This window comes from Spirosoma pomorum (genome assembly GCF_054776615.1).
This window is the reverse complement of sequence record NZ_BAAHBP010000023.1, coordinates 28,624-53,891: the sequence shown is the minus strand read 5'-3', so window position 1 is coordinate 53,891 and position 25,268 is coordinate 28,624. Positions and strand designations below refer to the sequence as shown.

Sequence of the window (25,268 nt, the reverse complement as noted above, 5' to 3'; positions counted from 1 at the left end):
TCACAATAGGGTAATATAGTGCATTTTACCTTTGCGGATACAACGCTGTCTACCTCAGCGCTACACTCCCCATGAAACTACCGTTTACGTCTTTTTTTCCGGCGCTCAGTTGTACGGTGCTGGCTGGTCTTTTTGTCGTCTCCTGCAATGATCACCTCGTTTCAGCGATCAATTACCCTGCTTTTGCCGAAGCTTCGAACCCCAGTGTGTTGTCGACCGCGCCGAATGGTACCATTATCTACAATGGCGGGTTTGGCTCGGCCCTGGCAACCGACCCAACGGATGCGAATGTCTTTTATCTGCTAACCGACCGCGGTCCCAACGCAGCAGGGTCGGCCGCTAACTCCATTATTTTTGGCAAAGACGATTTTACGCCCCAGATTGGCAAATTCCGGCTGGTTAACAATCAACTGGTGCTGGAACAGACAATCCTGCTCAAAAACGCGGCCGGTCAGTTGCTGACGGGGCTACCAAACCCATCGGGGCAGGGCAGCACCGGCGAAACGGCTCTCGATCTAAATGGGCAGCCTATTACGCCCGATCCGAACGGTCTGGACTCGGAAGGGCTCGTCCGGGCGTCGGATGGTAGCTTCTGGATCAGCGACGAATACGGCCCTCACATCGTACACGTCGACGCAACGGGCAAAACGCTGGAACGCATCAACCCATTCGGCACCGGCACGGGCGGTCGTACCTTGCCCAAAGTACTGGCCCGTCGTCGGCCGAACCGGGGCATGGAAGGCCTAACTATTACGCCCGATGGCAAAACGCTGGTTGGCCTGATGCAGTCGCCCATGTACAATCCGTCGTCGTCTGCGGTTTCGGGCTCGACGGTGCTGCGTGTCGTTACGTTCGATATCGCTACCGGTGCCACCAAGCAATACCCTTACCTGATGGAAAACGCCAGCCTGACGGGATGCAGTGAAATTGCCGCTATTACGTCCACAACGTTCCTGGCGCTGGAACGGGATGGCGACTACGGCGGTAATCCAGCCAAGCCCGCTACGTTTAAGCGGATTTATAAATTTGATCTAGCTGGGGCAACCGACATTTCTGACCCAACCAATGCTGATGCTGGCAAGCTCTACAATGGCCTGACAGTAGAGCAGCTGAAAGATAAAGCGGGTTTGCAAAACGCAGGCGTGGTCCCCGTTACAAAAACGCTGGTTTTTGATCTATTGACCCAGATTTCGCCGGTCTACCCCCACGACAAGGCGGAGGGGATCGCTCTGATTGGCAATAATCGGTTGGCCATTTCGAACGATGATGATTTCGGCGTAGTCGACAACGGGCAGAATGGCTTTGCCCCTAAGATTCTGCCCGCAACCGGTAAGGTCGACCGGAACCGCATTTATTTCGTTACGTTGCCAACGGCACTAAAATAGGGCATCACGTATCTTTACAAAACGCAAAACCGCGTTGCGGACCCAATCGGGTTTTGCAACGCGGTTTTGCGTTTTTCTACGTCCAGTTGCGCGCTCGCTATCTGATTACGCTGGCAAGTTTTGATCAGTAAGTCGGCTGTTCTTTATCACTAAGAATTCGCTTGATAACTCCGTAACGGCCGCCGTTTTTCTGTCGCGCTTTGTTTAAGTGATAGCAGCATAAACAGCCCGGCTTCCCTCCTTTACCCTGCTGCCGATCGCCGGCGTCAATACTTTTTCCCTGAGGACAGTCTTCGTTCGTATGGTATACCAACTGACTCCGGCAATAAAATGGTGTTGTCATAAGTTTGCGTCGTCGTGCGACAATTTCGCGGGCAAAGTAAGTGCCGAATGGCGAATAAAATGGGCTGCGAGCGGATTCATAATAGTTCCGTAACAATGGCTCATCCGCTTGTCAGACGGGCTGGAGACGTAAGCAACTCGTTTTGTGGGAGCTACCGATTCCAGGTTTAGCACATCCACCAGATTAGCCAAGGCAACGCCAGAAAGGTGAGCATAACAAGAAGGAAAACTAACTTGATTCGACGCGGGTACTGGACATATCGGCTGTTGCCGGCCAACAAATTCATTAATTCATTTACCCAGTGGGAAATCATAAAGACGTAAAACGGTGACTAGTCATGCTTTGACGTTGGTTACCGCACTCGTCACCGACTGGCTGATTACGAAATTGTAAACAGATTACTCCGTCTAATAAAATCCGGAGAACGTTAGCGGTTCCCTCAATTGCCAGGGTCTGGTCCTATATTTGTTGCTCCACACCTCGGGAGGCAACGTATCGATTGGATCATCCGGAAAAGCATGTCCGTTGACCGGGTACAATTTGCCAAACCATGTAGCCCTGCCATTGCCTACTCGAAAATCATTCTATGCCGCGTTTTTATCTGCTGATTTTTACCTTATTTCTTACGTATCCCCTGCCCCTTCGGGCACGTCATTTTTCGTCGGCTGACTCGCTGGTTCTCCAGCGACTGTACAAACAGTTAGAGTCGTTCCAGGCCGGCCCGGCAGCTCGGTATGGCACCGTGGCGCTGTCCGTTCGGCGGGTGCGGGATGGCGCCGAACTCGTTGGGTATAATCATCAAAAAAGTCTTTCGTCAGCATCAACGCTCAAACTCATTACAACAGGAACGGCGCTGGCCGTGCTGGGCAGCGACTATACATACACAACCACCCTGGAATACGACGGTACTGTCAGGGACAGCATACTAACCGGGAATTTGTACATCCGGGGCACAGGAGATCCTTCACTGGGTAGCTGGCGTTTTCCCAACTATTACGATCTGACTGCTTTACTGGCGAGTTGGGCTGATGCGGTTAAAGCCAAAGGTATCCGGCAGATCCGGGGGACCGTCGTCGGTGATGCTGGACTATACAAGGATCTGACCACGCCCAACACCTGGCCTTTCAGCGATCTGGGCAACTATTACGGCGCTAGTTTAAGCGCGCTGAACATTAACGAAAATTTGTACCGCGTCTTTTTCAAACCTGGTCGGGCGGTGGGTCAGGCAGCCACTTATTCGCGGACAGATCCGTCGTTGCCCTACCTAACGTTTCAGAACACAGTGACGACCAACGCGGCAAAAACCGGTGACCAGGTGACTATCTACGGCGCTCCGTTCCAGACGCAACGCTGGTTGGCGGGCAAGGTGCCGCTGGGGCCGGAATTCGGCGTCAAAGGCTCCCTACCCGACCCGGCCTTCTTTACGGCCTACGCTTTGCAGCAAACCCTCACCAGCCGGAACGTAACGATCAATAATCCCCCCGTTTCCGTTGGCGGAGGGAATGGTATGACCGTCAAAGCCAACGGTAAACGAACGATGTTATCCCAGCATAAGTCCCCCCCATTACTTGAGATAGCCCAGCAAACTAACTTTCAGAGTATAAATCTCTACGCTGAAGCGCTGCTACGCACAACGGCACTGACCCTCGACAAAAACGTTCGTTCGACGGAAGCTAGCATCAATACCCTAATTGCGTACTGGATAAAGAAAGGAGTCAATCTGAATGGCTTCCGGATTCGGGATGGCAGCGGGCTGTCGACTACGGGTGCCCTGACGGCCACTACCATGACGGGCGTACTGAGCGCGCTGGGGCGGGAGAAAACCTTCCCGCAGTTTTACGAGACGATTCCGGTAGTCGGTCAGACGGGAACAGTGCGCGGACTGGCGCGGGGAACAACTGCGGCCGGAAGAATCCGGGCGAAAAGCGGCTCGATCGAGGGCGTCCGTGCCTACGCCGGTTACTTCACCGCAGCCGACGGGGAGCCGATGTGTTTCTGCGTGATTGTAAACAAATTTACCCCCGGCCATAACCGAACCGTTACGTCCGAACTGGAGAAATTATTTGTCAACCTGGTTAGCTTATCGGGCCGGTAGCCAGAGCAGCTGATCTCCTCCGGCCACCAGCCAATATTCTATTCTTCGGTTTCGTGTTCACAAACGGTCACGACATTGAACCAATACTGACCAATAGCTTTGGTCACTTCGCTCAGGCGTTGGAACGTCGGGGGCTTCGTGATAAAGCTGTTAGCGCCGTTATGGTATGAGGTTTCAATGTCTTCCTTAGCGTCAGACGTTGTCAGAACAACAATAGGTATGTGCCGCAGTTGATCGCTCGTTTTTATTTCCCGCAGGGCTTCGCGACCATCTTTCCGGGGCATGTTCAGGTCCAGTAGAATCAATTCCGGCAGGGTATGAGCCGCCCCATTGTACCGGCCCCGGTAATACAGGAAGTCTAACAGGTCTTCACCATCTTCTACAAACGAAATGCGACTTTTAGGATAATGCTGGTGGAACGCTTCCTTGGTTAGGTAGCGGTCATCCTCATCATCATCCACTAATAGTATGTGAATAGATTTCAGTTGAGGTTGATCGATCATAATCATCTGGTAATTGACTTTCCGGCAGGATTACCATAAAGGTAGTTCCCTGATTTGGTTGACTGTGGGCAGTAATATGCCCGTGATGATACAGGACAACGCGCTTGCAGATGGCCAGCCCAATACCTGTTCCTTCGAACGTCGTCTTGCCATGCAACCGTTGAAATAGTTTAAAAATGTGCTCAATATATTTTTCTTCAAAACCGATGCCATTGTCTTCGACGCTGATGCAGACGTACCGTCGGTTAGTCATCAGCTCGGGGTATTCTCCTGCTCGCACTTCATTCGCCTGTATACGTAACGTCGGCGTAACGTCGGCCCGGTGAAACTTCAGGGCGTTTGAGATAAGATTAGTAAACAGATGGTCAATCTGGCTGGAGACGGCCGGTATGGTTGGCAGTTTTCCCAGTTCGACCTGCACGTTGAGCCCTTTGATCCGTAACTCCTGATCGTCCAGAATACGCTGAATAATCTGATTTAGGTTTACGGGGCGAAATTCTTCCTGATGACTGGAAATCCGGGAAAAGTTCAGCAAGTCTTTAATCAGCTTCGACATGCGCTCGGCCGATTTCGTGATCTTACCCATAAACATCATACTATCCGCGTCGAACAGATTTGTGTACCGATCGGTGATCAGATTAGCGAATGACTGAATTTTCCGGAGCGGTTCCTGCAAATCATGAGACGCCACAAACGCAAACCGTTCCAGCTCTTCATTGGACGATTCCAGCTGACGTAACTGATCCCGCAGTTGCAACTCGTAGGCCCGGAGCTGGTCTTCGTTTCGCTGCCGTCGCTCCAGTTCGTTTGTCAACAATCGGTATGACATACCTAGCGCCAGAAATGTCAACAGGGATAGCACAAAGATGACTGCAATAGCACTCCGGAAGTAGTAGTCGGTCTGCTCCATGTGCGTATTGAGCAGCACTTTCTCGGCGGCAATGGCCCGGGCAGACCACACCCGAATCTGATCCATGTACCGTTTGTCGACTCGGAGATAAATTGCCCGTAGCTCGGGGGTCATCCTTTCTGCCTCGCTGACCAACCGCGCCAGGTTAGCTAGTTTTATTTCAATGAGCTTATTAAGCGTATCGATTCGGCTTGATTGCCGGCTACTTTCTTCCGCCAAATAGTGCAGCCGGGCTAACTGACTGGGAATAAGGGGAAGAGCTGCGTTATAAGGCTCCAAAAAAGCCCGGTCTCCGGAGCCAATAAATCCCCTCACACCGGTTTCGGTATCTTTCAGTGATGACAGCACATCCTGAAGCTGACCAATTAACTCCTGGGTTCGCTGTACTCGTTTGCTCTCTTCGTTGTACCGATCGTACGTCAACAGCGACATTAAAAACCCCAGTGCAATCAGCACACTGGCTACCAGGAACCCAAACGCAATACGTCGGTTCGTTGATCGCAGAAGTGATGGGTTTAGTTTCGCCATAACGTTACGGGAGCCGAACGGGACAAATATAACCAAAAAGAGACAGGTCTCCCACGGAGTCAGACCAGCCACATAAGGCGCCGGTCAGCGGAAATTTACTTAGTCAAGCGATTGAACAACCAGGTTGTGGTTGGTGTAAATACACACGTCAGCGGCAATGTGCAGGCTCTCGCGCACCATTTCTTCGGCCGAGAGCTCAACAGCATGCTTTTTCAACGCCAGTGCAGCAGATTGCGCATACATCCCCCCTGATCCAATCGCAGCTACGTCACTATCGGGTTCAATGACGTCGCCCGTACCCGAAACCAGCAGCAGATCGTCTTTCGACGCAACGATAAGCATCGCTTCCAGTTTACGCAGGTAGCGATCCGTACGCCAGTCCTTGGCTAATTCGATGGCCGCCCGTTTAAGGTTCCCGCCGTAAGCATTCAGTTTTTCTTCAAATCGCTCAATGAGCGTAAAGGCATCGGCAGTTGAACCGGCGAAACCAGCTAGTACTTTACCGTCCATCAGTGAGCGAACTTTACGGACGTTACTCTTGGCGACCGTGTTGCCCATGGTTGCCTGTCCGTCGGCACCGAGCGCCACCTGGCCGTTATGCCGAATACCAACTACAGTGGTTGCGTGAATTGTGGGTTGCATTGATAGATGACTATATTATTGCTTATAACGCAGTACGCACCCTTTTCATCGCACCCGGTGCGAAAAAATCGCAGAATGTACGTTCCGGTTAGTCGCTAATAGATGCGGGGATGAGCTACCATAATTACCGACTTGTTGCTTCTTTATGTACGCCCATACAGTTGAAAATCGTTTCAGACAATGAGATTTTAACGCATCCAAGCAGCCGTCAGCATGCTCGACGGGTACTCATACACCCTTGATTTCGCGACACATGCGCTCAGTTGCTGCTCAACGACAGCGCTACTCGCTCTCCTCACTGAACGGGATCGGGCGATTAACGCTTTCTTCGAGTGAAATAAACGTTTCGGTACGTTGAATACCGCTCACCTTCTGAATCTTGTCGTGTAATACTTCGCGCAGGTGCTGCGTATCCCGGCAAACAATCCGGGCGAAAATGCTGTAGATACCCGTCGTATAGTGAATGTTGACTACCTCCGGAATTTTCTCCAGTTGCTTGGCTACTTCGGCATAGAGTGAGCTTTTGTCCAGATAAATCCCCAGGAAGGCACTGATGTCCCAGCCCAGCTTCGTGTGATCAATGACCAATTGAGAGCCCCGGACAATCCCCATCTGCTTAAGCTTGTTCATCCGAACATGGACTGTACCACCCGAAACGAAGATCCGTTTACCGATCTCAGTATAGGGCATGTTAGCATCCTGCATCAGTAAACTCAGTATTTTCAGATCAGTATTATCAATTTCTAAATTTTTGTCCGCCATGCCGGTAGCTTATTTGATGAATGCTAACAAAACTAGCCTATTTTTAAATATACCCTAAACTTTCAACTTTTTTTCTGAAAAATTTGCAACATATTGAATCCGTCTATTATATTTGCATTGTCAAGTTGATCGAGCGGGGTCACACGCCGGTCTTCTTGATAACTTTACTCACACTGTAGGATGTCGAAATTGGCAGACGTGCCCTCCTGTCTCGGGGGTGGTGATAAAGGATAAACGCAGCATAATGCCGCTCTTCGGAGCGACTGGGGTTGACCACCAGAGTTGTACTGTGGCTAACTGCACCGTGGGCGGTTCGAGTCCCCCTCCTACAGCCATGATCGTTTCGACGATCGAATTGGTTTTTAGTTTGTTGATGAAGTGTAATCGAACACGCCGGCTCCGCGATGAGACCGGCGTTTGTTTTTTGTTACGTATCGAAACCGACTCAAACGCAGACTTTTTTGCCTATTTTTGCGGTTTATTAGTAAAAGACTCCCCCGTTTTTCGAACGTGAAGCATATCCGTAATTTTTGCATTATTGCCCATATCGACCACGGCAAAAGCACGCTGGCCGACCGCCTTCTTGAATTCACCAAGACGGTTGGTGCCCGCGACATGCAGGCGCAGTTGCTGGACGACATGGATCTGGAACGTGAGCGTGGTATTACCATCAAAAGCCACGCCATTCAGATGAACTACACCCACAAGGGTGAAACTTACACGCTTAATCTGATTGACACCCCAGGCCACGTCGATTTTTCGTACGAAGTATCACGGTCTATTGCCGCCTGCGAAGGAGCCCTGCTGCTGGTTGATGCGGCTCAGGGTACCGAGGCTCAGACGATCTCAAATCTGTACCTGGCTTTGAACAATGATCTGGTTATCATTCCGGTACTGAATAAAATCGACCTGCCGGGCGCTATGCCCGAGGAGGTAAAAGACGAAATGGTGGACCTGCTCGGCTGCGATCGGGACGATATTATTCCGGCTAGCGGTAAAGAGGGCATTGGCGTTCCCGAAATCCTGGCGGCTATTGTCGAGCGGATTCCGGCTCCGAAAGGTGATCCGACCGGCCCATTACAGGCGCTTATTTTCGACTCGCATTTCAACTCATACCGGGGTATCGAAGTAATCTTCCGGAATGTTAACGGCCGTATCCGTAAGGGCGACCGGGTGAAATTCATGAACACCGGCAAAGAGTACATTGCCGATGAAGTAGGTACGCTGGGGTTATCGCAGGTCCCCAAAGATGTTATTGAATGTGGCGACGTAGGCTACCTGATTTCCGGGATCAAAGTGGCAAAAGAGGTAAAAGTGGGTGATACAATCACCACGCTTGATAACCCGGCTACCACGGCGATTCAAGGTTTCTCGGAGGTTAAACCGATGGTTTTTGCCGGTATTTACCCCGTTGAAACCAGCGAGTTTGAAGACTTGCGTGACGCCATGGAAAAGCTGCAACTGAATGATGCAGCTCTGGTCTGGGAACCTGAAACATCGGCGGCTCTGGGCTTTGGATTCCGCTGCGGCTTCCTGGGCATGCTCCACATGGAGATTGTTCAGGAACGGCTGGAACGCGAGTTTGACATGACCGTTATCACGACTGTTCCGTCAGTACGGTTTGAGGTCCTCACCACCAAAGGGCAGGAACTTCAGGTATCGGCACCAGCCGAGATGCCCGAACCGAACCTGATCGACATCATCGAAGAACCGTTCATTCGGGCGCAGATCATCACGAAAGCCGAGTACGTTGGCGGTATCATGAGTCTGTGCATGGACAAGCGAAGCATTCTCAAAAATCAGGTTTACCTGACCGCTGACCGGGTTGAACTCCAGTTCGAAATGCCACTGGCTGAGGTTGTATTCGATTTCTTCGACAAACTCAAAACGATTTCGCGCGGCTATGCTTCGCTCGATTACGAGTTCATCGACAACCGTGAATCAGACATGGTGAAGCTGGACGTAATGCTTAACGGGGATAAGGTTGATGCCCTATCGGCCATTGTGCACCGGTCGAAATCGTACGAATGGGGTAAGAAACTGTGCGAGAAACTGCGGGAACTGATTCCGCGTCAGCAATTCGAGATCGCTATTCAGGCTGCCATTGGGCAAAAGATCATCGCCCGCGAAACGCTGAGCGCCCTTCGCAAAGACGTATTGGCCAAGTGTTATGGTGGTGATATTTCGCGGAAGCGTAAACTGCTCGAGAAACAGAAAAAAGGTAAGAAGCGCATGCGCCAGGTCGGCAACGTCGAAATACCGCAGGAAGCCTTCATGGCCGTGTTAAAGATCAACTAGTCATCGCTACGCATAAACAAAAAGTCTCGCCATGATTCATGGCGAGACTTTTTGTTTGTACCCTTGTACATGGATTTCTCCATCTGAATTCATCTACACCACATCGGCAACTTAGCGAACCAGTCTCCCATGCCCACCTTCATTTTCTTTTTACTCATTTCTCTACTATCAATCGTCAATCCAGTACAGGCGCAAGTCCAGTATAAAGACTTTCTCATAAGCGACAAGGCCATCTGGGTACTCACGACCGGTGGCGAAGTCAGAATAATTGATCGCGAACACAAAAAAGTAACTAAAACGATACGTAATGATGCTGCTATTACCCATCTGGCGCAGGACAGACAGGGAACAATCTTTGTTGCCGACAATGTAAATCAGCTTAAAACGTATAACGAAGCTACTGACTCCTGGCAAATTCGGCAGACGCTCACCAATACTATATTGGGTCTGGTTTTTAACAGCCAGAACAAAGGGTATGCCATTACGGACAAAGGAATTCAGGACTTGGCAACGGGCCAGCTCTACTTTTCTAAACTGTCCCGGCTTGCCAATCAAACCATGCACGAAGACAGGTGGGAAGGATTGAGTTGCTTCCACATGGACAAAGACAACAACATCTGGGTTGGATTTGACTTTGGCGAGTGGGGCGGAAAACTATTCATTTTCGATACCGACAAGAAAACCTTCATCAAGCCGATTCTGGCAGACATTGAAGAAAGGCTCTATCCTGTCCAGTCCTTTTCCGAAGATTCGACCTCCGTCTACGTATCAGCCGCCACGAACCATATGCAGACAAGTGGCACGATCAGTCGATTCAAAAATTTCCAGGAGACGTTACTATTCGACAATGAAGCCCATTGGAGTGAACCCGTTAAAGTTAACACTGGAACGGAAATGTACACGATTCAGGGCGAGGGCATCGAGTCGGTTGTCTATAGCCCGTATGAGAACGTCCTTTACTTTGCTTCGCAGAACGGTATTTTCCGCGGTAACATACCGAGCAACCGTACAGAAGCCCAGCACTGGAAAAAGATAGCTACATCCAGTTCAGAACTAACCACGGCTCCCGCGGGCATTACTATTGTACCCCACAACATCAATAAAATTGCCGCTGTGAAGAAAACCACCCTTGTTTTCCTTTCTCAGTTCGACGGAATCGGTATCCTGGAGAATGGACACGTAACGATGCTAAAGTAGGGTAGCCAGTTATCACGGATTCAGCCATACAGCGTAAAAAGTTCGGCGGTCGTACATTTCCCGTGTGCGATCATTCAAGTGATGCATAGAGGCCAGAATCTCGTTGATTATCTGTTTTTCATCCTCCGCGATTTTTTCTACTCCCGAACTGTACTGCACGTACTGCGCGATAATAGGAATTCGTGTTTAAAATCAAGTTATGATAAACGAGGACAAACAGCGCGTGTTCGGTGAGTATTCATTACGCGAAAGAAAGTGAGATAAAGACCAGAGGCTCTAAGGATCATTGGCGAATCGGTTAAACCGGCACTGGTTTTGCGGGAGTTTGTCAACTAACTCATGCAAGCAGAAAATGCGTTCTGGTCTATTATTCATCTGCTGGCTATTGATAAGCCCGTTGGTCTACGGCCAGCGAAAACAACAAACGGCGCAGCCAACCCTATTCACTCTGACGGCAGTGGATGATGCCAGTTCGGCTTTTGTATCGACTACGTTTACAGTCGAAGCTCAACTGGCCAAGAAGAAATTTACGGGTGTCAGTTTGGGCAGTAAACCCTTTACGTTCTCCTTACGACACGCGGATACGTTGACCGTCGTTGCCGAGGCACCCAGGTATTACATCAGTGAAGAGCTAATGGCCGTTTCCTGCGACACCTGCGCTGATTATGCTTACGTAGTCAGACTGGCCAAACGGGAGGAAAAACCGGATTCTGTTTTTCGAGACTTGCAGGTAAATCAGACGTTTCAACTCGACAAAGTGTATTTCGATCAGAGCAGTTACGTCCTACGCACCGAGTCGTACCCGCAACTGGACAAACTTGTTAAGACGCTGCGAACGACGCCGAAACTCATCATTGAGATTGCAGGCCATACGGATAACGTTGGCGATCGGCGACTCAATCAGGCTCTGTCCCATAACCGGGCCAAAATCATTCAATCCTACCTGATGCGAAACGGTATCACCGAAAATCGCCTGCGCTTTGTAGGGTATGGCGACTCGCGGCCGGCGGCTCCCAACGACTCGGAAGAGAATAAGCGTAAAAACCGCCGGGTCGAATTTGTGGTACTGAGTATCTAAAAAATTGTCGCCTGGCTGGTTATTAATTGCCGGTTATTGTTGTTATGAGACGGGACTCTCTCTAATCCATTTCATGACGCTTAGCGATTCGTCAACTACTCATTTTGTCGCGCCCGGCTCCATCGTTCGTAAGATCTGGGGAGATGCCGACGTAATTCTGTTGATTTTTGCTGGCTCGGCCGCCGAGTTCGCGCTCAACCGGGCCGTCGACTGGCTATTCTTTACGGGCAAGCTCCCTGCTGATCCGATTGGTCGCCTTTTTTCGACAGTACGTTACGCCCAGGAAATTGTTTTTGCGCCTGAGCCCAAAGCCCGGCAGGCCATTGCCCGTATGGGAGCCATCCACGGTGGGGTCGAGCAGAAACGGGGCTACCAGATTCCGGACTGGGCCTACCGGGATGTCTTATACATGCTCATCGACTATTCGATCCGAGCCTACGAAACCCTACACCGCCCCTTGACCCTATCCGAACGAGGAGAAGTCTTTAGTACGTTTCGGCAAGTTGGCGCTGGCATGCACGTTCCTGATTTACCGCAGACGTATACTGACTGGGTCGTTGACCGGCAGGCCCATCTTAATCAGGATTTGGTTCGTAGTGAGTTCACCGATACGCTATTCCAGCGGTATCGGGATCAACTGGGCGGCTGGCGCTATGATTTGTTACGTCAGGCACAGGCCGTAATGGTGCCCGACCAGGTACACCAGTTGCTGGCCCTCCCCCGCAAGCCCTTGCTGGCTTATACGGTCGGCTTGTATAAAGTTTTAAACGGCCTGGGTCTGCGTTCGATCGTTCAGCGTATCTTGCTGCCTACCCAGTACCTGAAGCAGATTCAGGATCTGGACCAGTAACTCTTCATCAACTCTTTACCATGGCGACCAGTAACCCGATCACCACGTCAATTTTCGACCTGTTTAAAATAGGACCGGGTCCATCCAGTTCGCATACAATCGGCCCGATGAAGGCCGCCTTTGATTTTCGACAGCGGTTAGCTACTCTTCCTGCCAGTGTTCAGCAGCAGGCCGATGCCATTCACATTCATCTCTACGGCTCGTTGAGCGCCACGGGAAAAGGCCATGGTACCGACCGCGCTATTGTAGCGGGCTTACTAGGCTGGCAGCCCGAAACCGTTGATCCCGACGAACTACTGACCTTACTCCGCAATCCCGACGTAACGTATTCGGTAGAATCGGGTCAGATGACTCTGCCCGTTGGGCCGCAGCACATTCATTTCGAGCGGGTGCGCTACGATTCGCCTTACGCCAATACGATGGTTTTGAAACTGGCGGCTGGCGGTCAGACCGTGTACGAAGAAGAATACTATTCCATTGGCGGTGGATTCATCATCCGCAAAGGCGAGCCGGAAGCAGATCCGGCTAGTACATCGGTACCCTACCCATACGGTACGATGAATGAGCTAAAAGCACAACTGGCTACGCATACCATCACGCTCGATGAGCTGATGTTAGCCAACGAAGCCGCACTGACGGGGTTAAGTCGCTCGACCATCAACCAGAAGATTGATCAGATTCTGGATTTCATGCACAAGGCCGTTCGGCGGGGGCTGCGTCACAAAGGTATCCTGCCCGGAACCATACGGTTGAGCCGCAAAGCCCCTATTTTGTACCAGCAGGCCAAAGGCATGAGCCAGTCGTCCGACAGCTTTCTGATTTTCCTTAACGCGTACTGCTTGGCGGCATCGGAAGAAAACGCGGCCGGAGGCATTGTCGTAACGGCTCCTACGTCGGGCGCGTCGGGCGTTATTCCGGGGCTGACGTTTCTGGCCAAACATCACTTCCATTACGACCGTACTACGTTACGCAGTGGTATGCTGGCCGCTGCCGCCGTTGGCTTTCTGGTGAAGCACAATGCCAGTATCTCCGGGGCTGAAATGGGGTGCATGGGCGAAATCGGTACGGCTTCGGCCATGGGCGCGGCCTTCCTGACCCGCTGCGCCCAGCCGGCTGGCTCCATCAACACGATTGAAGCAGCTGCCGAGATTGGTATTGAGCACCACCTGGGCATGACCTGCGATCCCATCGGCGGTTACGTACAGATTCCCTGTATCGAACGTAACGCAATGGGCGCGGTTAAGGCCTATAATGCGTTTCTGCTGGCAACATCAGGAGCCGCATCCTTTCAAAAGATTTCGCTCGATGCCGTTGTGAAGGTGATGAAAGCCACCGGCCGCGACATGTCGACCAAGTACAAAGAAACCTCCGAAGCGGGACTGGCCCTCAGTGCCACAGAGTGCTAGACTTACGTACGAGGTAGGTTTTTCAAACAATTAGGCGTGGTTCGCGTAGTATGGGAGCAGATCGAAACGACCTGAATTCAGTATCCTGCGCGAATCATGACTAATATATATACCACCAAACAGCAGCGTGTTCTGCTTATTACCAGCCTGATTATCATTGGCGGGTTTATTATCGTTGGCCTCAGCGGTTACATCTCGGCCTTCCTGGGCGCCGGCATTCTTTACGTTGTCTTTCTCCCCTGGTTCAACGCCCTGGCGATTAAACGTGGCTGGAACCGATCGCTGGTGGTCACGTTTCTCATTATTTTCTCGCTGGTCGTTATCATATTCCCCTTCTTAACACTCAGTTTACTCTTAGTTGGTCGTATTCAGTATTACATTCAACACAGTGATGAGATTCTGGGACTGGCCAAGAAAATAGAAGATCTGACGGGTTATCAGATTACCAGTCAGCAAAATATTAAAACGGCATTGACTCAGGCGGGTACCTATGCCAGTCAGTTATTACCCTCCGTAGCGGGCAGCGCATTGGATTTCATTGTGATCATCGGGTTGATGTTCTTTACAATGTGGTACATGTACACCCAGCAGGAAGATTTTCAGAAAGGACTTCAGAAATACCTGCCTTTCAAGAAGGACACGCAGAAAGAACTGGGCGAATCGCTGAAAAACAACGTCAACGCTAACGTATTAGGTCAGGCGTTGGTGTGTCTGGTACAGGGGGCGCTCACTGGCCTAACGCTCTGGATATTCGGCGTTCCGGATGCTCCCTTCTGGGGGGTTGTGTCGTTTTTTATGGCGTTCATTCCGGTGTTAGGAACCCCCATTATTTGGGCACCGGCCGGCTTGATTCAGCTTTCTCAGGGAAACACGGCGCAGGGCATTGGCATTTTGGTGGTTGGCGCCGTGGTGATCATCAACATTGATAACCTGCTGCGTATTGCGCTTGCCAAACGTATGGGCGACATTCACCCCTGGATTACCCTGGCCGGTATTGTGCTGGGCGTTCCCATTTTCGGTATTCTGGGGCTGGTTATGGGCCCGCTCCTGCTCTCCTACTTCGTCGTGTTGATGAAAGTCTTCGAACGCGAAAACAGAAAACAGGAAAAGGAAGTTGTCAAAGACAAACTCGAAGTTCAGCAGCAAGCGACGCGGGAAGTATAGATCAACGAATGGAAAAGCGAACGAGCGGCCTCCGGCAGAAATCCTGCCGGAGGCCGCTCGTTCGCTTTTCCATTCGCTCACTTTTTATTCCTGTCTCGTCACCTTGCTGGCGCCAGAAGCTTCGGATTCTAGTGAGGTCACATGTCCTAGATTAACGTGACTGGCTCCGCTCGCTTCGACAATCGCTTTGTCGATCGTAGTGTCCGTCGCATCAACTTTGCTGGCTCCGCTCAAGTCAACATCCAGCGTTTGAATACGACCACGCAACAACACATTCGACGCTCCCGACATATCAACGTTCAACTTGTTGACCGTCCCGTCAAATACCGTACGGCAGGCACCACTCATGTCAAGGTCCAGATCATCGAAGTTCCCAAACCCAACCAGGCTGGCCTTCGACGCGCCCGACAAATGCAGCTCGTTGATCGTGGGAACCGTGATGGTTAGCCCCATACGCTTGCGGTTACCCCAGTCGAACATGCCTTTTCCGTCGATGGACACTTTAAGTTGATCCCCGTCCACTTTTACTTTGATGTCGTCCAGATCTTCTTCCCGACCATCAGCCACGACTTTGAACTGATCTCCTTTTCGGAAGCGTACCACAAAAGCCCCGGCGATATCTACTTTCTCGAATGAAGTCACCGAAAATTGCCGGGTGTTGGCCCCGACTCGATCAAAGTCGTCGCCCAGTTCGCGGGTAACGGCCCCTTGCACATCTTCAGTAATGTCGGTTACGTCACTGTCTTCTTCGTCACCCTGGTAATCCTTTTCGCGAGGAAAGTTCAGGCAAACCAGGCCTTCAGTCCGGCTGATTTTCCAGATACTAGCCCCCATCCGCTCAATTTCCTTTTCGCCAAACTCATTCCGGATGTAGCGAGCAAACTCTTCGGTCATGCGGAACGGTTTTTCGTACGGGATCATCAGCTCCATATCCAGGTCCTGCCCCCGGAAACGGGCGCCGGCTTTCAGTTCCGTGGTGTTGTTAAACCGGACGACCGAATCACGTACCACATAGCTGTACTCGAGTTGGCGGGCGTTGGCCTGCGCTTCAGCCCGAGTTGTACCCTGCGCCCGAAAACGCTGCACCAGATTGATCGTCGTCCCTTCGTAGCCCGTCAGCACGATGGATGGGTTTTGCTGAAATGAATCATCATCATTATCGTTTAGCGCAAACGTTGGCGTCGGAGCCGGCACGTTCAGTATTTTCGTTTCTTCGACCGTTCCCTTGCGCTGGAAACCACGGATCAACGGCATGGCTGTTCCACCAAAGATCAGCATACTCACGAGCCATACACCCGCCAGCGCCAGCGCCGTCCGACTATGAATGACTGCCCGGTTGGTAATCAGCATTACCCCAAGAATACCAAGTCCCAAAGCAGGCAAAAACCCGAGCAGGAACGTAGACAGAATCATAGGCAGCGTTATATCCGCCCGGAACAAGTCTACGGGGAAACCACGATTGAATGGCATGCCCGATCCAACGCCAACAGCGGCTCCCAGCATAACCAGACAGGCGGCCATACCCGCGAAGGCAGCAATCAGCAGCGCGATCCCCGCAATAACCCGGATCAGGGTCACCGTTCCGTTCAACAACGGCCCAAGCGCGCTGCCCAGCCCGTTAATAATCACCGATATAGCCCGGAACGGAAACAGCAGAATTCGGGTCAATGTAGTTTCGTTGTTGGGCGTTTCGTTAATATTCAGGTTCTGTTTAATGCTGTGCTCAATGTTCGACAACGTAATGGGCTGGCCCTGCATCTCCATTTTCTCGGTCAGCGTATTAGCCTGGGGCGAAATAAGCCAGAGCACGATATACAGCAGGAATCCGGCTCCGAACAAAACAATCCCCAGCACGAATAACAACCGAACGACACCGATATCGACCCCGAAGTAAGCCGCCAGACCAGACGCTACCCCGCCCAGCACTTTATCTTCGGGGTTCCGGTAGAATTTCTTGACGGTCTTGTCTTCTTCAATAGTCCCTACGCCGGGCAGGGCAATCCACATAGCGATATACGCAAAGACAGTAAAGCCACTTAAGCCACCAAAGAACTCCCCGTTAGGCGAAGCCCCCAGCAAAGCCGGTAAACCAACGACCAGGGCTACGAAGATGAGTCGGACCCAAACCACGTCCCAGTTGAAATAGTGAGCCAGGCCAGCCGCAACACCACCCAACGTTTTCCGGCGCAGATCGCGCACCAGCCGACGGGGCTGAGCGTAGGCACCACTACCGGTTGGCTGCGAGCTCCCAGCCGTACTACCGCTACCCGTGTTGACGGGGCGGGGGCCGATCGGAGGTACTGAGCCCGTAGCCGAGTGGCGGCCACCACCGGTAACCAGAATTTCTTCTTCCTCGACGGCTTCGAAATCAGCAACCGTCCCCATGGCGGCAACCAGTTCGTTAACATCTTCCACTGAGACGGCCTGTTTGTCAGCTGCTTTCAATTTTACCAGCAGTTTTTCGGCAATACGGTTCTCAATGTCTGTGATGATTTCCTGGCTGTCTTCGTAGGTCGAAAAGTACTGCTGAATCGTCGTCAGGTAATTTCTTAATTTCTCGTAGCCATCCTCTTCGATGTGGAAGATGACCCCACTGATATTGATGCTGATGGTCTTTTTCATGGCAATTACAAAGAGTGTAGGTTAAGCATTGGATGAAGAAGTGATCGGATCGGCCGGCGGCATCACAGGTGTGGCGCCATTAACCGGTTTCAGGTGTGGCCCGGCCTTACCAATAATGGCAGCGACGGACTCAGCCAGTTCCTGCCAGGTTTCGTTCAGTGCCTCCAGCGAGTTTCGTCCCAGTTCGGTCAGCACGTAATATTTGCGTGGTGGTCCAGAGGTTGATTCAACCCATTTGTAATCCAGTAACCCGGCGTTCTTGAGCCGGGTCAGCAGCGGATAAAGCGTTCCTTCAACCACCATAATCCGGGCGGAGGTCAACTCGTCCAGCATGTCGGACGCGTAGATCTCACCGCGGGATATGATGTGCAGTATGCAGAACTCCAGAATTCCCTTCCGCATCTGCACCTGAGCGTTTTCAATATTCATTGGTGTACGGATTTCGTTAATAGCATGAAACAAAGGTAGCATAAGGTACTTTGCAATGCAAGGTACCTTTCTAAAAACTTATTGATCTTCGTAGCAATGGTCAGAAACCAGGGATGAACGGTAGCAGTTGTTATCTGCGTACATATTTCACGTTAACCTATGCTTGAGTTTCTTGTCGTAGCTTCCTTCGTCGGCTACATTATCTACCTGCGCTATTACGCGGATCAACGTACTGAAGCCGAGAAAGAAGCCGATCGGTTGCGCGAAGGCATTACGTTGTTTGACGACCAGCAGTACGACCGGGCTATTGCTTATTTTACGCGGGACATCCAGACGAAAGCGAAGTCGCCCGTAGCTTATCTGTACCGCGCCCGCTGTTACCGGGCCAAGGGTGAAACGGCTTTAGCGCTGGCAGACCTGAGAGCGGGAAAAAGCTACGATGACAGTATTCCGGAACTGCACCTGGAAAGTGGTCAGATTCTTTTCGATCAACAGTCCTACGATAAGGCGTTCTATGACTTCGACAAAGCAGTTTTTTACTCGCAGGGAAGTTCGGCCGAGCCCTTCCGCTGGCGGGGTGAAACTCGTCTGCAACTCGATCATCCTGAAGAAGGGCAGCAGGATATAGCTCGTGCGGATGAGATCGAAGCAAAACAGCTAGCGCAACAGAGCGTAAGACCCGTGGCCCGCCGGTCGTTTTTTGATCGGCAATTTACCGTTAACGCAGGCCTCGTTCTCGTATCCGGCATTATTTTGCTAACCATCATCAAAATCAGCTCGGTTATTCACTGGCCGTATTTGTGGGCTGCCAGTTCAGCTATGGGTATTGGGTTTCTGGAACCACGTAAAGGTTGGTCGCTGGCGATTCTACAAACGTTTGTTCTGCTGATCGGGTATTACGTCGTGTTGGGTGGTAGCGAGGTAACCATTCACCGGGATGTACAGCTGTTTAGTTTGTTTGGCTCGATTGGTCTTACGTTCGTTGGCAGTTTTATTGGGAGCATGCTCCGAAAAACCCAGTACTAAGGCTGCCACTACACGCTTCTTCCCTGCTCGCATTCGTACGGACGTGGTGTTGCTCCATAACCAAGTATACTAGTAGACAAACTACTAGTAGCCAATTAGTTAATATCCAATAAAGTTTTTGTATCCGGTATGACGCGATGCGTACATTTAGTGCATCTCACCGTCTGTCATGTACCGTAATTTTCTTGGATTTCTTTCCCTGCTTTGCGCTGTCACTCAACTTCAGGCGCAGCCGTTGCCGATTGGTAATGAGTGGATCAACTATCAACAAACGTACCTCAAGATTCCTGTCGCCCAGAACGGCCGGTATCGGCTGACGGCAACCGATCTTCAGCAGGCCGGTATTTCTCCTGGTACGATAGACCCAACAACCATTCAATTATTCCACCGGGGCATCGAGCAGGCCATTTACGTTGCGGGGGAAGCCGATCACCGCTTTGATCCGGTCGATTTCCTGGAATTTTACGGTCGGGCGAACGACGGAGCTCCTGACTCGTTACTGTACCAGCCCATCAGCGCACATCCGCACGCGTATTACAGTCTCTTCAACGACACCACCGCTTATTTTCTAACCTGGCGACTTGACAGGCAGCCGGGCCGACGCATGGCAACGTATCAGGATACTGACTATGCATCGCTGCGACCAGAGCGGTACCACTGGGCCGAAGAACTACGGTTATTCACCGAAACGTATCCAGGTTACGGTGCGGGTATTGCTCCAAAAATCGAGTACAGTCATTACGAAGCTGGCGAAGGGTATACGGGAATTATTCAGCAGAAAGACAAGCCGTCCGCCAATCGCTTCACGCTGACCAATCCCGTTCGTGATGGTCCTCCTCCCCGGCTGAATCTGCTGCTGGTTGGTCGGGACTACACGGCCCATCAGGTTGAGGTACTGACTGGGAGCAGCTTGCAACGAACGCTGGCGACGCTTTCCTTCGCGCGTTGTGATAACGCCCAGCTGTCGACCGATTTTAACTGGAGTGACGTAACAGCAGATGGCAATTTGTCTCTGACCACTATCTCACGGGGGGATAGTCTGTCTCCTACCGACCGGTATTCCATATCATACGTACGCGTGCAGTACCCGCAACGGCTCGATGCGACCAACCAGTCAGTACGTATTTTTCAGTTACCTCCCAATTCCACCGGGCGCTCCCGACTGGACATTACGAATGTGCCGCCTGACGCGCAATTTTGGGATGTTTCTGACCCCAATACGCCCGTCAGGGTGATAGCAGTTTCGGCTTCGCCGGATACCACGCACCTAGTTCTTCGCAGTACGCAAGCTGCCCGGATGCTGTTGATGAGTAGCCAGTACATGGCCGTGCCCGCTCTTCACCCCGTTCGGTTTATCGACTGGTCCAGCCGCCGACCAACGTACGTTATTATTACGCACGAGAATTTACGGCAATCGACTAGCACCGCCCCGGACCCCGTCCGCGAGTATGCTGCGTACCGGGCGTCAATAGCCGGTGGCGGGTTCGATACGTTGACCGTCACCATGCAGCAGCTCATTGATCAGTATAGCTACGGAGAACGGCATCCGCTGGCCATCCGACGGTTTATGAGTCAATTGCTTCAGCAGAGCCGAAACGCCGACCGACGGCCCCAATACCTGTTATTGCTGGGCCGCAGCCGTAGTACACCCGGCATCCGACGCGATTCCCGACAAGCGACGCTCGACCTGGTGATGACTTACGGTTTTCCCGGCTCAGACAGTCCATTTACTCAAGGGCTGGATGGGTATCCGGATAATGTGCCAGCGGTACCAACGGGGCGTATCAACGCCGGAACACCACAGGACGTACTCAACTACCTCGACAAGATAAACGAGTACGAATCGCAGGCGGTGGAATTGTGGCGCAAAAACGTTTTACACCTAAGTGGTGGCGCTACCCCAAGTGAGGCTACTCTTTTTCGGTCGCTGGTTAATGGCTACCGGGACCAAATCAGTACATACAGCCTGGGCGCTCGCGTGACTACGCTAGCCAAGCAAACCGATAATCTGGTCGAAGGGCTCAACGTAGCACAGCCCGTTAATGAAGGCATTGGCTTGATGACGTTCTTTGGCCATTCCGGTCTGGACGTAACCGATCTGGACATTGGGTTCTGCTCCAGCGATGCCCTCGGGTATCGCAATAAAGGACGCTATCCGCTGTTACTCATCAACGGCTGTGCCATCGGTAACTTCTTTTTCGGTCGGCCAACGCTCACCACCGACTGGGTCCTGACGCCCGACCGGGGAGCCATTGCCGCAATTGCGCATAGTCACCTGGGGTATGTTGACTATCTGCATCAGTACAGCCGCACCTTCTACGACCTATTAGCCGACAGCACCTGGCAGAACCAGTCGATCGGTCGGTGGCAGCAGGAAACAATGCGCCGGGTGCTGGCGCAGACACCCAGTGGTGAGAGTCTGGCAAACTGTCAGCAGATGGTGTTGCAGGGCGACCCGGCCATTCGATTGTTTCCGTTTCAAACACCGGACTATGCTATAACCACCAACGGCATTCGGGTATCGGGTAAAGACAATCAGCCGCTCACCACCGACAGTGATTCCGTCCGTCTTCAACTCATCATTCAGAATTCGGGGCAATACCGGTCCGGCCCATTACCCTTACGAATACGGCGACTAGCGAACGGGCAGGAAATAGGCAGCTTTTCGTTCATGTTTCCGCAGGCGGTGGCTTATAAGGATACCATTAATTTGTCGATACCTAATCAGCGCGATGCGGACGGATTGAATCAATTTCAGGTGATCGTTAATCCCACCGATGGTCCAGTGCTGACTACCGAAGATAACCATACAAACAACTCGGCCAGCGTCGAACTGACCCTACCCAGCCAGCGCCCTACACTTATTTATCCACCCACTAACGGCACCGTTAGCACACCCACGGTTACCCTATTGGCGCAATACGTCGCATCAACTCCTCAGACGTTTCTGCTCGAACTGGATACGACCCGGCGGTTTAATAGCCAATTTCGTCAACGCACTTCGATCACAACAACAAGCATAATCAGCCATCAGCAAACGCTCTTGTCAACCGCAGGCACGACCTATTACTGGCGCGTACGCCAAATCGGCACATCCATCGACTCCACGCAGTGGACGCTAGGCTCGTTTACGTATCAGCCAATTCCGCAGACCAGTGGGTTACCAGAAGGTCTGCTTCAGTTAGCGCAGCCGTTGCCCACGGAAATATGGCAAGGCGATACGGTACGCATTCCGCTGTTATTTACCAACCTCAGCCCGTATGCCTTCAGCGATTCCCTGCTCGTGCAGCAAACGGTATACACGAGCAACTTGGCGAGTCCGCAAACGAGTCAATGGCGAGTAGCTTCGCCTTCGCTCAACGATACGTTACGTATTTTATCGCGACTACCAACGGCGACACTGCCGGGTTTGAATCGGCTTGTTTTGACGGTTAACCCCCGGATTCAGCCCGAGTATTCTTTTCAAAACAACACGCTCGATCTGGCGATCCCTGTCCAGCCCGATCAGCAGGGACCTTTGCTCGAAGTGGCGATTGACGGTGCCCGCATTGACAACGAAGCTGTCGTATCAGCGAAGCCTGTAATCGATGTGCTGGTGACGGATAACAATCGCTCCCTTATTCGACAGGATACCCTGGGGCTGGATATGTTCCTGCAACCAATCGGTGATAATCAGTCCCGGCAGCGGCTCCACTGGCGCAACGCCCGAACGTTGTCTAAACATCGAGACCTTATCTTTCGGATTCAATACCCATCAACTCCGCTCCCAGCAGGAACCTACCAATTATCGGTGACGGCCCAGGATCTCTTGGGGAATGCTGCCGCCCCGTACCGGGTTAATTTCCGGGTAGTGGATGAGCGACGGCTTGATAAAGTTGTTACGTACCCTAATCCGTTCCATGACTGGGCGATCATCTCCTGGCAACTCATTGGTGATCAGGCACCGGAACGTATTAGCTTGACTATTGCCGATTTAACCGGCAAGCCCATCCGGCACTGGCACGGCCATCCACGCATTGGCCACAACGAATGGCGCTGGGATGGCCGGACTGATGCGGGAGCGTTAGCCCCATCGGGTCTGTACGTGTACCAGTTAGCGATCAATGAGACTGCGGTTGTACCCTGGTCCAGCCCGACCTCGTACCAGGGCCGTTTACTACTCGTTCGATGAGCCTGTCAGCCCTACGCCCTCTACCGACCGTAATTCGTTACGTTCCCGCCCTGACGGGGCTACGGGCGATGGCGGCCTATCTGGTTTTTCTGCATCATTACAATCCAGCGACCGTGGGTTCAATCGCTCACCGACTGCTGGATCAGGGATACGTCGGGGTAACCGTATTTTTTGTTTTGAGCGGATTTCTGCTCTATCACCGCTACGCAGTTTTATATACACCGGGTGGCAGCTGGCCTTGGAGAATATATCTCCAACAACGCTTCGCCCGGCTCATGCCTCTGTACCTACTCCTGCTGGTCCTAACGCTGTTCGTTCAGTCAATGGTAGCAGGTAGGCAACCAAGTGGGTTGCTCATCTGGTTAAATCTGACGTTACTGAAGGGACTCGTTAACGGTTATAAATTCAGCGGGCTATCCCAGAGCTGGAGTCTAACAGTCGAATGGACGTTCTATATCCTGCTTCCAGCCTTGATACCGGCGTTACGTCGCTGGGGCCTACTTCTGTTAACAATTAGTCTTTGGAGCATTGGCCTCATCCTTTGGGGAACACTCGGGCAATTGACCGAGCATGGGTTCTTTGAGCCGCTGCCATTCGTGACTTTTTACACCTTTTTCGGGCGAGCGTTTGAGTTCGTACTTGGTATGGAACTGGCCCGACGCTGGCGGGCTGGCCAGCTACCCCAAATTCGATTTCCTCTGCCGTCTAGTTTAGTAATCATCGGGAGCTGTCTGATCGGCCAGTCCTGGTTGTCAGCAGGCAGTCAGGGCACAACTGTGCTGTTTTGGAGCGAATTTATCTTGTACAGCCTGCTACTACCACTTGGGGTCGGGCTGCTATTTCTTAGTCTGCTCCGGGAGGCCTCTTTGTTACGTCTGCTACTGGAAAACCCTTTCGTGCAAGCGCTAGGCCGTAGTTCCTACGCCTTCTACCTGATTCACCTGAGCCCAATCAGCCGGGCATTATTAAGAATAGGTGTAGTGACGAACATTGCCCTTTTATTTGGGATTCTGATTCTCCTGGCGTATTGTTTACACCGATGGGTAGAACAACCACTGTATCGTTGGTTGGCTCCGCACGCACATCCAGCTAATCCCAGCATTCCATAATCAATAGATCGCCAGAGCGGGCTTCGATACGAACAAAGCCATCCTGAGCAGCTTCGTTGCTACTGCCGGTTCGGTAGCCTAGCGTCAGGCGCTCGTCGTGCAGATTGTACGTTAACCCTTCGGTAATTACGCCGTCGACGGTGCCGACTGGAATCAGCGATACAGGCGTTTGGGCCGCATACCACTTTTCAAATCGACCCACCAGCGGAAAGATTTTCGAGTAATCATCCAGCATCACGATACGGATCTGATCCTTATACTGCACGATGGTCGTTAGGTTCGTAATGGTGTGATCGGCCCGCCGTCCGGTAGCCCAGACAATATTCACGGCCGGGTACCCGCGCTCGATCAGGTACTCGATACCTTTTTGTAAATCAGTCTTGTTCTGGTCCGGTGCGTGTACAACATCCAATGGGTACTGCTGCGCCCGAATGGTGTCCAGATCCAGATTTCGATCAAAATCGCCGAGTAATACGTCGACTTTGATCCCCAGGTCGAGCACCCGCCAGATGGCACTATCAAGCACCACAACCGTGGGGCTCCATTCCAGCAACTGCCCTACTAATTCCGGCTGGCAGGCTTCACCATTGGCAATCAGCAGCGCCGGTTCCTGTTTCTCGCGAACAACGTGATGGGAGGACATGGAAAAAAAGGGAGAAAGGAGGAAAGGGAAGAAGGAGGAAAGGGGAATAATTAGCAGAAGAGCTTTTCTTTGTTCCTTTCCTCCCACTCCTCCTTCCTCCTATTTTA

Annotated in this window: 19 protein-coding genes; 11 read left to right on the top strand and 8 right to left on the bottom strand. The window is 51.9% G+C overall.

The features are described from left to right. Positions 1-71 precede the first annotated feature (71 nt). Complete coding sequence (locus ACYVAD_RS12985; protein ID WP_461139924.1) at positions 72-1,385, top strand: esterase-like activity of phytase family protein; 1,314 nt, start codon at positions 72-74, stop codon at positions 1,383-1,385. 124 nt (positions 1,386-1,509) lie between these two features. Here the strand turns inward: ACYVAD_RS12985 and ACYVAD_RS12980 are convergent, their stop codons facing one another. Further along, positions 1,510-1,728: a hypothetical protein gene (locus tag ACYVAD_RS12980; RefSeq protein WP_461139923.1), complete on the bottom strand. Its 219-nt coding sequence runs from the start codon at positions 1,726-1,728 to the stop codon at positions 1,510-1,512. Positions 1,729-2,314: 586 nt separating this feature from the next. Here ACYVAD_RS12980 and dacB point away from each other — a divergent pair. Continuing rightward, positions 2,315-3,823, top strand: coding sequence for a D-alanyl-D-alanine carboxypeptidase/D-alanyl-D-alanine endopeptidase (dacB, locus tag ACYVAD_RS12975; protein ID WP_461139922.1), 1,509 nt, complete (start codon positions 2,315-2,317; stop codon positions 3,821-3,823). A 38-nt stretch (positions 3,824-3,861) separates the two neighbouring features. Here dacB and ACYVAD_RS12970 read toward each other — a convergent pair whose 3' ends face one another. The 4 genes from ACYVAD_RS12970 to ACYVAD_RS12955 all read right to left on the bottom strand — a co-directional run bounded on the left by ACYVAD_RS12970 (position 3,862) and on the right by ACYVAD_RS12955 (position 7,168). After that, the gene (locus tag ACYVAD_RS12970; protein ID WP_461139921.1) at positions 3,862-4,326 is read right to left on the bottom strand and encodes a response regulator; all 465 of its coding nucleotides are present in this window, start codon (positions 4,324-4,326) and stop codon (positions 3,862-3,864) included. Further along, entirely contained in the window at positions 4,277-5,764 is a 1,488-nt protein-coding gene (locus ACYVAD_RS12965) for a sensor histidine kinase (protein WP_461139920.1), read from the bottom strand. Before ACYVAD_RS12965 ends, ACYVAD_RS12970 begins: the two co-directional genes overlap by 50 nt. 99 nt (positions 5,765-5,863) lie before the next feature. Beyond that, the gene (gene hslV, locus ACYVAD_RS12960; RefSeq protein WP_461139919.1) at positions 5,864-6,406 is read right to left on the bottom strand and encodes an ATP-dependent protease subunit HslV; all 543 of its coding nucleotides are present in this window, start codon (positions 6,404-6,406) and stop codon (positions 5,864-5,866) included. A 282-nt stretch (positions 6,407-6,688) separates the two neighbouring features. Next, positions 6,689-7,168 carry an Lrp/AsnC ligand binding domain-containing protein gene (locus tag ACYVAD_RS12955; protein ID WP_461139918.1) on the bottom strand — a complete coding sequence of 160 codons (480 nt, stop codon included), beginning with the start codon at positions 7,166-7,168 and terminating at the stop codon, positions 6,689-6,691. Positions 7,169-7,678: 510 nt separating this feature from the next. Between ACYVAD_RS12955 and lepA the strand changes: the two genes are divergently transcribed. The 6 genes from lepA (at position 7,679) to ACYVAD_RS12925 (ending at position 15,161) form a co-directional block, all read left to right on the top strand. Next, a complete protein-coding gene (gene lepA / locus ACYVAD_RS12950; protein ID WP_461139917.1) occupies positions 7,679-9,466 on the top strand; it encodes a translation elongation factor 4 in 1,788 nt (595 codons plus the stop codon). Positions 9,467-9,595: 129 nt separating this feature from the next. Then, positions 9,596-10,663, top strand: coding sequence for a hypothetical protein (locus ACYVAD_RS12945; protein WP_461139916.1), 1,068 nt, complete (start codon positions 9,596-9,598; stop codon positions 10,661-10,663). Positions 10,664-11,015: 352 nt separating this feature from the next. Then, positions 11,016-11,741 (top strand): OmpA family protein, encoded by a 726-nt coding sequence (locus ACYVAD_RS12940; protein ID WP_461139915.1) that lies wholly within the window; start codon positions 11,016-11,018, stop codon positions 11,739-11,741. 73 nt (positions 11,742-11,814) lie between these two features. Further along, the gene (locus ACYVAD_RS12935; protein ID WP_461139914.1) at positions 11,815-12,591 is read left to right on the top strand and encodes an oxygenase MpaB family protein; all 777 of its coding nucleotides are present in this window, start codon (positions 11,815-11,817) and stop codon (positions 12,589-12,591) included. Between the two features lie 20 nt (positions 12,592-12,611). After that, positions 12,612-13,997: an L-serine ammonia-lyase gene (locus tag ACYVAD_RS12930; RefSeq protein WP_461139913.1), complete on the top strand. Its 1,386-nt coding sequence runs from the start codon at positions 12,612-12,614 to the stop codon at positions 13,995-13,997. Between the two features lie 96 nt (positions 13,998-14,093). Next, on the top strand, positions 14,094-15,161 hold the full coding sequence (locus ACYVAD_RS12925) for an AI-2E family transporter (RefSeq protein WP_461139912.1): 1,068 nt from the start codon (positions 14,094-14,096) through the stop codon (positions 15,159-15,161). A gap of 84 nt (positions 15,162-15,245) precedes the next feature. Here the strand turns inward: ACYVAD_RS12925 and ACYVAD_RS12920 are convergent, their stop codons facing one another. Together ACYVAD_RS12920 and ACYVAD_RS12915 are read right to left on the bottom strand one after the other, a co-directional pair. Next, complete coding sequence (locus ACYVAD_RS12920) at positions 15,246-17,783, bottom strand: PspC domain-containing protein (protein WP_461139911.1); 2,538 nt, start codon at positions 17,781-17,783, stop codon at positions 15,246-15,248. A 21-nt stretch (positions 17,784-17,804) separates the two neighbouring features. Continuing rightward, positions 17,805-18,212: a PadR family transcriptional regulator gene (locus ACYVAD_RS12915; RefSeq protein ID WP_461139910.1), complete on the bottom strand. Its 408-nt coding sequence runs from the start codon at positions 18,210-18,212 to the stop codon at positions 17,805-17,807. Between the two features lie 159 nt (positions 18,213-18,371). On the opposite strand from ACYVAD_RS12915, the gene ACYVAD_RS12910 reads away from it, so the two are divergent. The 3 genes from ACYVAD_RS12910 (at position 18,372) to ACYVAD_RS12900 (ending at position 24,518) form a co-directional block, all read left to right on the top strand. Next, complete coding sequence (locus ACYVAD_RS12910; RefSeq protein ID WP_461139909.1) at positions 18,372-19,238, top strand: tetratricopeptide repeat protein; 867 nt, start codon at positions 18,372-18,374, stop codon at positions 19,236-19,238. A 169-nt stretch (positions 19,239-19,407) separates the two neighbouring features. Beyond that, a complete protein-coding gene (gene porU2, locus ACYVAD_RS12905; protein ID WP_461139908.1) occupies positions 19,408-23,409 on the top strand; it encodes a putative type IX secretion system sortase PorU2 in 4,002 nt (1,333 codons plus the stop codon). Continuing rightward, positions 23,406-24,518 carry an acyltransferase family protein gene (locus ACYVAD_RS12900; protein ID WP_461139907.1) on the top strand — a complete coding sequence of 371 codons (1,113 nt, stop codon included), beginning with the start codon at positions 23,406-23,408 and terminating at the stop codon, positions 24,516-24,518. The genes porU2 and ACYVAD_RS12900 overlap by 4 nt, the downstream gene beginning before the upstream one ends. On the opposite strand, the gene ACYVAD_RS12895 is transcribed toward ACYVAD_RS12900, so the two are convergent. Next, a complete protein-coding gene (locus ACYVAD_RS12895; RefSeq protein ID WP_461139906.1) occupies positions 24,499-25,161 on the bottom strand; it encodes a thiamine diphosphokinase in 663 nt (220 codons plus the stop codon). The two genes, ACYVAD_RS12900 and ACYVAD_RS12895, sit on opposite strands and share 20 nt — an antisense overlap. Positions 25,162-25,268: the final 107 nt, after the last annotated feature.

Bases quoted from the DNA above. Each gene is read 5' to 3' on its own strand.
- ACYVAD_RS12985 (WP_461139924.1), top strand. From the start codon at position 72: ATGAAACTACCGTTTACGTCTTTTTTTCCGGCGCTCAGTTGTACGGTG.
- ACYVAD_RS12980 (WP_461139923.1), bottom strand. From the start codon at position 1,728: ATGACAACACCATTTTATTGCCGGAGTCAGTTGGTATACCATACGAAC.
- dacB (WP_461139922.1), top strand. From the start codon at position 2,315: ATGCCGCGTTTTTATCTGCTGATTTTTACCTTATTTCTTACGTATCCC.
- ACYVAD_RS12970 (WP_461139921.1), bottom strand. From the start codon at position 4,326: ATGATCGATCAACCTCAACTGAAATCTATTCACATACTATTAGTGGAT.
- ACYVAD_RS12965 (WP_461139920.1), bottom strand. From the start codon at position 5,764: ATGGCGAAACTAAACCCATCACTTCTGCGATCAACGAACCGACGTATT.
- hslV (WP_461139919.1), bottom strand. From the start codon at position 6,406: ATGCAACCCACAATTCACGCAACCACTGTAGTTGGTATTCGGCATAAC.
- ACYVAD_RS12955 (WP_461139918.1), bottom strand. From the start codon at position 7,168: ATGGCGGACAAAAATTTAGAAATTGATAATACTGATCTGAAAATACTG.
- ACYVAD_RS12945 (WP_461139916.1), top strand. From the start codon at position 9,596: ATGCCCACCTTCATTTTCTTTTTACTCATTTCTCTACTATCAATCGTC.
- ACYVAD_RS12940 (WP_461139915.1), top strand. From the start codon at position 11,016: ATGCGTTCTGGTCTATTATTCATCTGCTGGCTATTGATAAGCCCGTTG.
- ACYVAD_RS12935 (WP_461139914.1), top strand. From the start codon at position 11,815: ATGACGCTTAGCGATTCGTCAACTACTCATTTTGTCGCGCCCGGCTCC.
- ACYVAD_RS12930 (WP_461139913.1), top strand. From the start codon at position 12,612: ATGGCGACCAGTAACCCGATCACCACGTCAATTTTCGACCTGTTTAAA.
- ACYVAD_RS12925 (WP_461139912.1), top strand. From the start codon at position 14,094: ATGACTAATATATATACCACCAAACAGCAGCGTGTTCTGCTTATTACC.
- ACYVAD_RS12920 (WP_461139911.1), bottom strand. From the start codon at position 17,783: ATGAAAAAGACCATCAGCATCAATATCAGTGGGGTCATCTTCCACATC.
- ACYVAD_RS12915 (WP_461139910.1), bottom strand. From the start codon at position 18,212: ATGAATATTGAAAACGCTCAGGTGCAGATGCGGAAGGGAATTCTGGAG.
- ACYVAD_RS12910 (WP_461139909.1), top strand. From the start codon at position 18,372: ATGCTTGAGTTTCTTGTCGTAGCTTCCTTCGTCGGCTACATTATCTAC.
- porU2 (WP_461139908.1), top strand. From the start codon at position 19,408: ATGTACCGTAATTTTCTTGGATTTCTTTCCCTGCTTTGCGCTGTCACT.
- ACYVAD_RS12900 (WP_461139907.1), top strand. From the start codon at position 23,406: ATGAGCCTGTCAGCCCTACGCCCTCTACCGACCGTAATTCGTTACGTT.
- ACYVAD_RS12895 (WP_461139906.1), bottom strand. From the start codon at position 25,161: ATGTCCTCCCATCACGTTGTTCGCGAGAAACAGGAACCGGCGCTGCTG.